The sequence below is a fragment of the Citrobacter sp. Ca225 genome (assembly GCF_030337175.1).
GTDB lineage: Bacteria > Pseudomonadota > Gammaproteobacteria > Enterobacterales > Enterobacteriaceae > Citrobacter_A > Citrobacter_A amalonaticus.
This window is the reverse complement of sequence record NZ_JAOWCD010000097.1, coordinates 80,020-92,236: the sequence shown is the minus strand read 5'-3', so window position 1 is coordinate 92,236 and position 12,217 is coordinate 80,020. Positions and strand designations below refer to the sequence as shown.

10 protein-coding genes are annotated in these 12,217 nt (G+C 52.2%); 3 read left to right on the top strand and 7 right to left on the bottom strand.

The features are described 5' to 3' along the window. On the top strand, positions 1–240 hold the full coding sequence (locus OGW13_RS18315; RefSeq protein WP_043000128.1) for a DUF2542 family protein: 240 nt from the start codon (positions 1–3) through the stop codon (positions 238–240). 51 nt (positions 241–291) lie between these two features. Here OGW13_RS18315 and mglC read toward each other — a convergent pair whose 3' ends face one another. The 6 genes from mglC to folE all read right to left on the bottom strand — a co-directional run bounded on the left by mglC (position 292) and on the right by folE (position 7,206). Beyond that, a complete protein-coding gene (gene mglC, locus OGW13_RS18310) occupies positions 292–1,302 on the bottom strand; it encodes a galactose/methyl galactoside ABC transporter permease MglC (protein WP_043000126.1) in 1,011 nt (336 codons plus the stop codon). Between the two features lie 15 nt (positions 1,303–1,317). After that, positions 1,318–2,838, bottom strand: coding sequence for a galactose/methyl galactoside ABC transporter ATP-binding protein MglA (gene mglA, locus OGW13_RS18305; protein WP_043000125.1), 1,521 nt, complete (start codon positions 2,836–2,838; stop codon positions 1,318–1,320). Positions 2,839–2,904: 66 nt separating this feature from the next. Beyond that, on the bottom strand, positions 2,905–3,903 hold the full coding sequence (gene mglB, locus OGW13_RS18300; RefSeq protein WP_043000124.1) for a galactose/glucose ABC transporter substrate-binding protein MglB: 999 nt from the start codon (positions 3,901–3,903) through the stop codon (positions 2,905–2,907). A gap of 294 nt (positions 3,904–4,197) precedes the next feature. Further along, complete coding sequence (gene galS, locus OGW13_RS18295) at positions 4,198–5,223, bottom strand: HTH-type transcriptional regulator GalS (RefSeq protein WP_044258641.1); 1,026 nt, start codon at positions 5,221–5,223, stop codon at positions 4,198–4,200. Positions 5,224–5,365: 142 nt separating this feature from the next. Beyond that, entirely contained in the window at positions 5,366–6,523 is a 1,158-nt protein-coding gene (yeiB, locus tag OGW13_RS18290; protein WP_287116340.1) for a DUF418 domain-containing protein YeiB, read from the bottom strand. A 14-nt stretch (positions 6,524–6,537) separates the two neighbouring features. Further along, positions 6,538–7,206: a GTP cyclohydrolase I FolE gene (folE, locus tag OGW13_RS18285; protein WP_043000121.1), complete on the bottom strand. Its 669-nt coding sequence runs from the start codon at positions 7,204–7,206 to the stop codon at positions 6,538–6,540. Between the two features lie 308 nt (positions 7,207–7,514). Here folE and fghA point away from each other — a divergent pair, with 308 nt between their 5' ends. Further along, complete coding sequence (fghA, locus tag OGW13_RS18280; RefSeq protein ID WP_061069857.1) at positions 7,515–8,351, top strand: S-formylglutathione hydrolase; 837 nt, start codon at positions 7,515–7,517, stop codon at positions 8,349–8,351. Positions 8,352–8,635: 284 nt separating this feature from the next. Further along, positions 8,636–10,621: a ligand-gated channel protein gene (locus OGW13_RS18275; protein ID WP_090049695.1), complete on the top strand. Its 1,986-nt coding sequence runs from the start codon at positions 8,636–8,638 to the stop codon at positions 10,619–10,621. Between the two features lie 64 nt (positions 10,622–10,685). Here the strand turns inward: OGW13_RS18275 and lysP are convergent, their stop codons facing one another. Beyond that, complete coding sequence (gene lysP, locus OGW13_RS18270) at positions 10,686–12,155, bottom strand: lysine-specific permease (protein WP_044258633.1); 1,470 nt, start codon at positions 12,153–12,155, stop codon at positions 10,686–10,688. Between the last annotated feature and the right edge of the window lie 62 nt (positions 12,156–12,217).

Genomic DNA, 12,217 nt, shown 5'->3' with positions numbered 1-12,217 from the left:
ATGGAAGACAAAACGCTTTTTATCGTGATTGGCGTACTGATGATCGTCGCCTGGACCCTGCGGGAAGGTATTAAAGGGTTACGCTCTGGCGTCGTTGAGAAAACGGTCAAAGGTTCGCAAACGCCGCGCTTAATTCAGCGCGCAGAGGAACCTGGCGCTTACTGGAGCTATATTGGCGTCTACTTTGGCCTTTCGGTCGGCGCGCTGCTTGTCGGCATCTGGTTAGTTTTTATCAAATAAAAAAACCGGCGCAGAGCACGTCTGCACCGGTTTGATTCTGCCCTGAAGGGATTACTTCTTACGCGCGTATTTCAGTGAATCCAGTGCGACCGCAAAGATAATGATGCCGCCCTTGATGATGTACTGCCAGTACGGGTTAACGCCGATGTAGGTCAGACCGTAGTTGATGACGGTAAAGATGATCACACCGGTCACCACGCCGAACACCGTTCCCACCCCACCGCTAAACGACACGCCGCCGACCACGCACGCCGCGATCGCATCCAGTTCGTACATAAAGCCCAGGTTGTTGGTTGCCGAGCCGATACGCCCCGCTTCCAGCAGACCGCCGAAGGCATAGAACACACCGGACAGCGCATAGATCATCAGCAGGTTCAGCGCCACGTTCACGCCTGATACCTTAGCCGCTTCCGGGTTACCGCCGATGGCGAAAATGTTTTTACCGAAGCGGGTTTTATTCCACAGCACCCAGACAAACGCCACGGCGATTAGCGCATAGAACGTGATATACGACAGCCGGAAGCTGCCCAGTGCGATAAAGCCCTGCGCAAAGGTCGAGAAGCCGCTATCAAAGCCCGAAATCGGTGAAGCCCCCACGAAGTCGTAATACAGGGAGTTGATCCCGTAGACGATAATCATCGTGCCGAGCGTCGTAATAAACGGTGTTACGTTCAGGTAAGCAATGATAATCCCGTTCACCAGACCGATGACCGCGCCAATAGCACAGACGATCAGGATAACCAGCGCAATCGGCATGGTCGCCATTTCGGGGAACACTTTATTGGCGTTCTCCATCGACTGTAGCAACGTTGCCGCCACCACCGCCGCCAGACCCACCTGACGACCCGCTGACAGGTCTGTCCCCTGGGTGACTATCAGACCGGCGACGCCCAGTGCAATGATAATACGCACGGAAGACTGGGTCAGAATATTACTTAAGTTAAGCAGACTTAAGAACGTGGGATCCTGGAAAATAATAATGGCCAGCAAGACTAAAAGAACGACGTAAATACCGCCCTCTTTCAGATAAGTAAGAAAACTTTTCTTATTTAACGCACTCATGAGGAGCCCCTGATCTTAAAGGTGCAAAGACGCAAGACGCAGAATTTCGTTTTGCGTTGTCGTTTTTGTATCAACAATTCCAGAAACGAGGCCGTTGCTCATGACCAGAATACGATCCGTTATCCCTAACAATTCCGGCATTTCGGAGGAGATAATAATGATCCCCTTACCTTTTTTCGCCAGTTCCGCAATTAACTGATAAATTTCAAACTTCGCACCGACGTCGATCCCACGGGTGGGTTCGTCGAGCATTAAAATTTCCGGTTGCGTCAGCAGCCAGCGACCAATAACCACTTTCTGCTGGTTACCGCCCGAAAGCGAACCAATTTGCGTCTTGTGACCTGGCGTTTTTACCCGCATAGAGTCAATAACCCATTGGGTATCACTTTTCATTCGTGAGTTATCTAACAGACCCACTTTATTTTTGTAATTCTGAATATTGGAAATTAAGGAGTTAAAACCAATGTCCAGATAAGCATAAATCCCGGTAGAACGACGCTCTTCGGTGACCAGCGCGAAACCGTGGTTAATGGCTTCATTCGCACTGTGGTTATTAATCTTTTTGCCGTGCAGCGTAATGGTGCCCGATGATTTCTCACGGATACCAAACAGCGTTTCAACGATGTCAGTACGCTTAGCGCCGACCAGTCCTGCGATACCGAGGATCTCGCCTTTATGCAAATCAAAGGAAACATCCCGAATAGACGGCTGACGCAGCGAGGTCAGGTTGCGCACTTCAAGAATCACTTCCCCCGGATTGTTGGATTTATCCGGGAATCGCTGGTTCAAGGAACGGCCGACCATCATGGCGATGATCTTGTCCATATCCAGCCCTTCCAGCGGTTGCGTCGCAATCCACTGTCCGTCGCGCAACACGGTAATTTCATCACACAACTGGAAAATTTCTTCCATTTTGTGGGAGATGTAGACAATACCGCAACCGCGTTCTTTCAGCTTGCGAATAATGGTGAACAGATGGTTGACCTCTTTTTCGGTTAATGAAGAGGTCGGTTCATCCATAATCACAATTTTGGCGTTATACGAAAACGCTTTGGCAATTTCAATCATCTGCATTTGCGAGACGGACAATGTTCCGACGCGCGCACGCGGATCGATATCAATATCCAGCTCGTCAAAAATCGCTTTGGTATCGCGGTACATTTTATCCTGATCGACAAACATGCCTTTGGTGGGATAACGCCCCAGCCACATGTTGTCCATAACAGAACGTTGTAATACCAGGTTTAATTCCTGGTGTACCATTGAAATACCATTCTCCAGCGCTTCTTTGGCTGAATGAAAATCGATTTCTTTACCCTGAAATAATATGCTGCCAGAATCTTTTTGATAGATCCCAAAAAGACATTTTAATAGTGTCGACTTTCCTGCGCCATTCTCTCCCATTAATGCATGAATCGAATGTGGGCGGACTTTTAAATTAACATTATCAAGTGCCTTAACGCCGGGAAAAGACTTGTTGATGCCGCTCATTTCCAACAAGAATTCGCCTGACGGCTGAGTAGTTGTGCTGACCATAATTATACCTTGTTGGCCTCGCAGAGTGCGTGATGAAAGGGCGCGATAACATCGCGCCCCACAAACTTACTTCTTAGTGAACTCGGCCAGGTTATCTTTATCAACGCCTACGTAAGGAACGCGGACGATTTTATTTTCGATTTTCCACTCAGTGCCGTCAGCCGCCCCCTTGCCATCGGCAAGGTTTTTCGCCAGGTCAAAGGTCGCTTTTGCCTGGTTGTTCGCATCGTTCAGCACAGTACCGGCCAGTGCGCCGGATTTCACCAGTGCCAGCGCTTCTGGCAGCGCATCGACGCCAAATACCGGTACGCTGGTTTTGTTGTGTGCTTTCAGCGCTTCAACGGCGCCCATTGCCATCGCATCGTTGTTGGCAATAACCACTTCAATTTTGTTGGCGTTCGGACCGGAAAGCCACGCATCCATTTTGTCCTTCGCCATTGCGGTGTCCCACATGGCGGTATCTAACTGCAGCTGTTCGGTTTTGATGCCTTTGTCGTTCAGCTCTTTGATAACGTAAGTGGTACGCGCTTCAGCATCCGGATGACCCGGCTCGCCTTTCAGCAGCACGAACTGAATCTGACCGTCTTTGTTCAGATCCCAGCCCTGGTTTGCCGCCCAGTGTTTGGCAATCAGATCGCCCTGGATAATACCGGATTCTTTGGAGTCAGTACCGACGTAGTAAGCCTTGTCATAGCTGTCCAGCGCTTTACGGGAAGGTTCTTTGTTGAAGAAGACCACAGGCACATTCTGACCGCGCGCTTTTTCGATAACGGTGCCCGCAGCCGCCGGGTCAACCAGGTTGATGGCCAGCGCTTTAACGCCTTTTGCCAGCAGCACGTCGATCTGATCGTTTTGTTTGGACTGGTCGTTCTGCGAGTCGTTCATCAGCAGTTGCACATCTGGCGCCGTTTTCGCATCTGCTTCGATAGCCTTACGCACCACGGACATAAAGTTATCGTCATATTTGTAGATTGTCACACCGATGCGAGTATCCGCAGCGTGCGCAGCCGCGCCGAATAACATGCTTGCCATAACGGCAGAAAGGGTCAACACCTTCTTATTCATGGTAACTCCGGTTTTATTATGCAGGGTAGTACGTAAGATAAATGCCCGGCGGGACAAAACGTTAATGAAGTGTTATGTAAACGCCGAAGCTCATTTTAAAAAAATCTCTCTTCCTTGCCCGGTAACGCTCCAGAAATAGGCTTTAATTTCGCTTAAAGCGCTTTTACCTCGGTAAAAGTGATTACTCACAGTTACATCGTAGTTACAGTGCGACAAGCGGTGCCATCATAGCTATCACAATGTTAAGATACTGTGAATTTACTCACATATTGAAAGCGGTTACATCTGGCGAAATCATAAGTTAGTGATCGCCGCCGCATTCTGTCGTACAGCAACCGAATGACGCCGCACGAGGGTCGGCATAAAGCAGTGGGTCGCGGATAAATCCAGCGTTCCCGCAGCGCCCTGTAATGCGAGTTCTGTCGCCAGTTTTGCCATAGAAGCAATGGGATAGCGCACCGTTGTCAACTGGGGATCGGTGTAACGGGCGATGGGAATATCGTCGAAACCAATGATTGAAAGGTGTAAGGGAATGGAAATGCCGTTGTCCTTTAGCGCCGTCAGCGCGCCCGCGGCCATATTGTCGTTATAGGCAAACACGGCGCTTAGCTGCAGGTTGCGCCCCAGCAGCTCAACCATTGCCGCCTCACCGCCCTGCATATCCGGCGATCCGATGCCAATCCAGCTTTCAGGCGCCACAATGCCCTGCTCCTTAAGCGCACTGCTCCACCCTTCCCGGCGCATGACGTCATCTTCAATGCGGTGGCTGGAAGCCAGATAGCCAATCCGCTGATGACCATTATTCAATAACATACGGGTCGCCATTTTCGCGCCGCTGATATTGTCCAGGCACACGCAGCGGTGGGCGTAGCCAGGGACAATGCGGTTGATCAGCACCATACCGGGGATCTGATCCATAAACTCGCCCAGTTCCCGATCGCTTAACGCTTTTGAGTGAACGATCAGCGCGTTACAGCGCTGGCGGATCAACACCTCAATGGCATGACGCTCTTTTTCGGCTTCATGATAGCTGTTGCCGATCAGCACATATTTTTGATGCTGTTGAGCGACCAAATCCACCGCTTTCACCAGCGCGCCAAAAAACGCATCGGACACGTCCATCACCACCACGCCGATGGTTTCACTGACCTGCGTGGCCAGCGCCTGGGCATTGGCGTTTGGCCGATAGCCCAGCAGCGTCACCGCCTTCATTACCGCCTCGCGCGTATCAGGACTGACCAGCGCGCTGTTATTTAACACGCGGGAAACCGTCGCTACCGATACGCCTGCCTGACGCGCCACATCACGAATGGTGATCATATTCACTACCCTGTCTGGAATTGCAGCCACTCGCTGCATAACTGGCGGCTATTTTGTCAGCGGAGGGAAAAGGACTACGTGAGTGCGGTCACAGCGATGAAAGCGCTTACATCCATTTTGTTAATGATTGTGATCCAGATCGTTATCTGGATGTATGGGACAATGACGTCCCTGACGCTCGCAGGGTTAATTGCCGCCAGAGCCACTCCATCGGGCCCTGAGGCAGGAATCGTAACCAGATCACGGAGAAAAGCAGGTTTGCCAGCCACACCGGGATGACAAACAGCAGCAGTTCCAGTCGGTCAAATTTCATAAATAAGCCGAATTGATAAAACAGCGTGGTGCAAATCACAGTTTGCAGCAGATAATTTGTCAGCGCCATTCGCCCGACACAGGCAATCGCATGAGCGATTTTGCTGCGGCTTAACTGCGGCCAGTAACCAAACATCAGCGCGGTATAGCCGAGCGTCTGAAATGGTGCGCTAAGCTCACGCGGAGCCTGTAACAAGAACGCGCACCAGCGATAGCTCCACTCCAGTTGCCACTGTACGACCACGGCAGGCAGGTTAATAAGTAGACCCACGACGATCAGTAAAAAACCGCTGCGTCGGTAATGCGAAAGACGAAACTGCCCTTTCAGCCAGCCACTGCGCATCAGTGCCGCCCCGAGCAACATCATACCCGCCAGTTGCCAGCCGTACTGCGCGCCCAACGCCAGCAGGCTATTCGATAAGGCATCGACCCGATTACTGATGGCTTCCACGCCGCCATTCACCTTCCAGTATTGTTCATACAGCAACGCAGACGCATCCGGCGTCCAGGCGCGGTTTGTTTCACTGCCGGAGATCGCGCCAAGCAGCAGCAGAACGGCAATGCCGACCAGATAGAGCATCACGCCGGTGTTAAACAGGCTTTTCACCGATGGTGCATCGCGCATCAGTCGCCAGCAGATCAGCCCCACCAGCCCATAGGCCAGCAGAATATCGCCGTCCCAAAACAGCAAGGCATGAATAAAACCAAGGAGCACCAGTAGAGTCAGACGGGACTGGATCCAGCGCTTACCGCGCGGCAGCAGCATTTGCAGGCCCGCGCCAAACAGCAGTGCAAACAAAGTGAGAAATTTTACCTGCGCGAACAGATCCAGAATGGCCCATGTCCAGGCATCTGAAGCCGTGATATTTCCGTACCAGGCGGGATTGAGGTAAGCCGCCTTTGGCAAACCAAAGGCGCTGATATTTAACAGCAGGATGCCAAGGATGGCGACGCCACGGACAAAATCCAGCGTGACATTACGCTCCATAGCTCCTGCCTTTATCAGTTGTGATGACGGACCGCGCGCAAAAATTCCTGACGCGTATTCTGGCTCGATTTAAACAGACCGCCAAGCGAGGTGGTGGTGGTTGCACTGGTGGCATCACGAATACCGCGTGCTTTCACGCAGTAATGCACCGCATCAATCGATACGGCCACGTTATTGGTTCCCAGCAGAGTTTGCAGCGCGGTCAGGATCTGTTGCGTCAGACGCTCCTGTACCTGCGGACGTTGGGCAAAGAACTGGACGATGCGGTTGATCTTCGACAAACCAATCACCGACTCTTTCGGGATATAGGCCACGGTGGCTTTACCATCAATGGTCACAAAATGGTGTTCACACGTGCTGGTGAGAGTGATGTCGCGTACGGTGACCATCTCATCGACTTTCATTTTGTTTTCAATGACGGTGATTTTCGGGAAATTGGCGTAATCCAGGCCTGAGAAAATCTCATCGACATACATTTTGGCGATGCGATGCGGGGTTTCCATCAGGCTGTCATCGCTCAGGTCGAGGTTCAGCAACTGCATGATCTCGGTCATATGGCCTGAGATAAGACGTTTGCGCGTTTCGTTATCCATCTCATGCACGGGCGGGCGCAGCGGCGTTTCCAGCCCTCGCGCTACCAGCGCTTCATGAACCAGGGCCGCTTCTTTACTGAGTGATGACATTTATTCTTCTCCTGCAGGTGTGGCGCCTCTGCCCTGCGTGGGGCAAAGTTTGTAGGCTGTTGACAGCCTGATTATTGTGCGTGAGGCCGCGCACATAATCCAGTATTCACAACGATAATTATTGAAATCGCCGTTGCCTTTCAAACCACGTTTCGTAAAAGGGGACGGGAAGGGTTACATCGACGTGTGCTCAATGATGAAGCAAGTCTGCGCGATGCGGAAGTGAAAGTTACTCACAGTGCCATGAATTATCTGTATTATGGGGAGTTTGCGAACACATTCAGGTTCAACATAACAAGGAGCCACGCATGGAAATGCTCGAAGAGCACCGCTGTTTTGAAGGCTGGCAGCAACGCTGGCGTCACGACTCCACCACGCTGAACTGTGCAATGACGTTCAGCATTTTTCTCCCTCCCCCTCGTGATACTACCCCTCCGCCGGTTCTGTACTGGCTGTCCGGGTTAACCTGTAATGATGAAAACTTTACCACTAAGGCCGGTGCGCAGCGTATCGCGGCTGAATTAGGCATCGTTTTAGTCATGCCGGATACCAGTCCGCGCGGTGAACAGGTCGCCAACGATGAGGGGTATGATCTTGGTCAGGGGGCCGGTTTTTATCTCAATGCGACGCAGCAACCCTGGGCTGCTCATTTCCGCATGTATGATTACGTGCGGGACGAACTCCCGTCGCTGATTCAGGCGCATTTTAACGTCAGCGATCGCTGCGCGATCAGTGGACATTCCATGGGCGGTCACGGTGCGCTGATCATGGCGTTGAAAAATCCAGGCAAATACACCAGCGTTTCTGCATTCGCCCCCATCGTTAACCCGTGCCGCGTCCCGTGGGGAGAAAAAGCGTTTCTCGCCTATCTCGGCGAGGATCGCGCCGCATGGACGCAATGGGATAGCTGTGAGTTGATGTACGCCAGCCAGCCGGAAGACGCCATCCCGACGCTGATTGACCAGGGCGACAGCGATCAGTTTCTGGCCGATCAGCTCCAACCCGCGGTTCTGGCTGAAGCCGCACGCCAGACCGCATGGCCGATGACGCTGCGTATTCAGCCTGGTTACGATCATAGCTATTACTTTATTGCCTCATTCATTGAGGATCATCTGCGCTTCCATGCCGAACATTTGATGAAATAACCGCAGGAGGGCAATGCGCCCTCCTTTTTCTTCTCCCTTTCTCCATGATTTCTTCATTTTTTCCTCACATTTACGTTCCGCTATCTTATTGACTTAAAAGGTTTTCCCTTACAAACCAAACAAACACAAATGATTTCAATTATCATTTGTGTTTACAAATATTCATTCTTTTGTACAATTTCCCCCGCTTCTTTACCGCTAAGAGTTCTTAAAAGACAAACACATACAGTTGTCATGGCCTTTTACATGGCACGCGGTTTTTATTCGTTTAATGGAATGACAAAATGACTATACCTCACGTTAAGGCTATTGCCATCGTCGTCAGCGCGGCATGCCTCCCATCGCTCGTTCATGCTGCCGATCAGGATACCGTTGTGGTTACCGCGACGGGATTTGAGCAGAAAATCCAGAACGCCCCAGCGTCAATTTCGGTTATTTCAAAACAGCAAATTGAAGACAAAGCTTACCGTGACGTTACCGATGCACTGAAAGATGTCCCTGGCGTAGTCGTCACTGGCGGGGGCAGCAGCAGTGATATCAGCATCCGAGGGATGGCGTCGCAATACACGCTGTTCCTGGTGAACGGTAAACGCATCAGCACTCGCGGTACGCGTCCGAACAGCGATAATTCTGGGATCGAGCAGGGCTGGCTGCCGCCGCTGGAGTCCATCGAGCGTATCGAAGTCATCCGTGGCCCGATGTCCTCGCTGTACGGATCCGATGCGATGGGCGGCGTGATTAACGTGATCACCAAAAAAGTCTCTAACACCAAAGGCTGGACCGGTTCTCTGCACGGTGACGCTACTTTCCAGGAAAACAGCGACTCCGGCGATCTGTTCCAGACCAATGCCTATGCTTCTGGTCCGCTGATCGACGGCTTGCTGGGTGCGAAAGTCACCGGACTGCTGTCCCGCCGCGCGGAAGATCAGATCGTCAACGGTTACAATGAGCAGCGCCTGCGTAACGGCGGTCTGACCCTTAACTTTACACCGGACGATAAGAACGACATCGATTTTGATATCGCTCGTGAATTGCAGGATCGCGACAGTACACCAGGCAAATCGATGGCCGAGGAAACCTGCCGGAAAGGCACCTGTAAGCCAAACACGAAAAGTGAAAACCGCTATGAGCACACCACGTATTCACTGACGCACAGCGGCTATTACGATTATTTCAACAGCACCAGCTATATCCAGCAGGAAGAGACCCACAATCCGGGTCGTGAGATGAAGTCATACAACACGATCTTCAATAACCAGAACCAGATTTTCCTCGGCGCCCATACGATGACGCTGGGCGGTCAGTACCGTTATGAAAAACTGCGCGATAACGGTAACCAACTGGAAGCGGCTGACGGTCTGAATAAACTGACCCGCTGGAGCTGGGCGCTGTTTGCAGAAGACGAATGGGCGATGACCGATAGTTTTACCCTGACCGGTGGGATCCGTATGGATAAGGACGAAAACTACGGCGACAACTGGACACCGCGCGGTTATGGCGTCTGGCATCTGAGCGATCAATGGACCTTAAAAGGTGGCGTCTCCGCAGGCTACCGCGCACCCGATCTGCGTCAATCCTCCGCAAACTGGGGTCAGGTCACCGGTGGCGGTCGTTTGAATGGCATTATTGTCGGCAACCCGGATCTGAAACCGGAAAAGAGCCTGAGCGAAGAGCTGGGACTGCTGTGGGATAACGGCGATAACCTTAATGCCGGCATCACCCTGTTCAATACTGATTTCAAAGACAAGATCACCGAAGTTCGTCGCTGCAACAGCAGCGCCGATCCGGCCTGTACGATTGGCAGCGAAAGCTATGATTTCGTCAGCGATCGCGTGAACGTCGATAAAGCCAACATGCGCGGCGTGGAATCCACATTCGGTTGGAAGATGACCCGCGACCTCAACTGGACGGCTAACTACACCTATACCGAGTCAGAACAGAAGAGCGGCCAGTTTGAAGGCAAGCCATTAAACAAAATGCCAAAGCATATGTTTAACACCACGCTGGACTGGCAGGCAACGGAGACCGTCGGCTTCTGGAGCCGTCTGAACTTCCGCGGTAAAACGTCTGAATACCTGAGCCGCACCTCAATGTCGCAGGGCACACCGTCCTATACGCAGGTTGATGTCGGTCTGCGTTACAACGCGAACAAAAACCTGCTGGTGACAGCCGGGGTGTATAACGCGCTGGATAAACAGATTGATTACGATACCTATGACACCATTCTCGATGGTCGTCGTTATACGGTAGGTCTGACGTACAACTTCTGAGTCCCTCCCAAAAAAAAGCCTCCGCAACGGAGGCTTTTTTATCGCTTTATTCATGCGGTGACGACTATTTCTTCACGCGTTCCGGGAAGTGCATTTCATTGTAACGTACGAAGTGAGTCCCGCGGGTCAGCTTATAGCCGAACCAGATAATCAGGAACAGCGGGATACCAATATAGGTTGCCGCCACGCCGCCCCAGTCAATGGTGTCTTTCAGGAACGCTTCATAGTTCTGGCCCAGCGTGATGATAAGACACAGAACAAACGCGAAGATCGGCCCCAGCGGGAAGAAGCCGGAACGATACGGCAGATCCTTCACGTCATGCCCTTGCAGAACATACCCACGACGGAAACGATAGTGGCTGATGGCAATCCCCAGCCAGGCGATAAAGCCCGTCATCCCGGAAGTATTCAGCAGCCACAGGTACACCGTCTGGTTACCGAACATTGAGGTCAGGAAGCACAGACCGGCAATCACCGTCGTGGCATACAGCGCATTACGCGGAACACCGCCGCGAGACAGTTTCGCAAAAATACGCGGCGCTTTACCATCGCAGGCCAGGGTGTATAGCATACGGGTTGAGGCGTACATCCCGGAGTTACCCGCCGACAGCACCGCCGTCAGGATCACCGCATTCATCACTGCCGCCGCAGAGAGCAGACCGGCATGCTGGAAGACCAGCGTGAACGGGCTGACGCTGATGTCTTTAACATCGTTACGCAGCAGGCTCGGATCGGTGTACGGAATGATCAGGCTGATAATCAGAATCGCGAAGACATAGAACAGCAGGATTCGCCAGAACACCTGACGCACCGCACGCGGAATGTTCTTCTCCGGATCTTCAGATTCACCGGCGGCAATACCAATCAGTTCCGTCCCCTGGAAGGAGAAACCGACAATCATCGCCACGCCAATCATCGCCGCAAAGCCACCGGCAAACGGCGCATCGCCCGTCGTCCAGTTGCTCCAGCCCACCGGCTGAGTGCCTTTGAAAATACCGACGATCATCATAACGCCAACAATGATGAAGATAATCACAGTGGCCACTTTGATCAGTGAGAACCAGTATTCCGCTTCACCAAAACCTCTGACCGAGATGTAGTTCAGCAGGAAGATGACGCCGAGGAACAGCGCACTCCAGATCCAGCCTGGGGTATCAGGGAACCACCAGCTCATCACCAGTTGTGCCGCCACAAGGTCAACAGCGATGGTCACCGCCCAGTTGTACCAGTAGTTCCAGCCCAGCGCGAAGCCGAAGCCCTCTTCAACATAGTTCTGACCATAGGTCGCAAACGAACCGGACACCGGCATATACGCCGCCAGTTCGCCCAGACTGGTCATCAGGAAGTACACCATCAGGCCAATCAGAATATAGGAAAACAGCGCACCGCCTGGACCCGCTGCGGAAATGGTGGCACCAGATGCCACGAAAAGACCTGTACCGATAGAACCGCCAATCGCGATCATCGTCAGGTGACGCGCCTTCAGTTCGCGACGTAACGCGGGCGCTTCTGTGGTTTTAGTTTCGGAAACCATGTGAAAATGCTATCCATCCAAAAAATGAGGCGCGATTGTAGCAGACGAAACGCTCGTCTTCC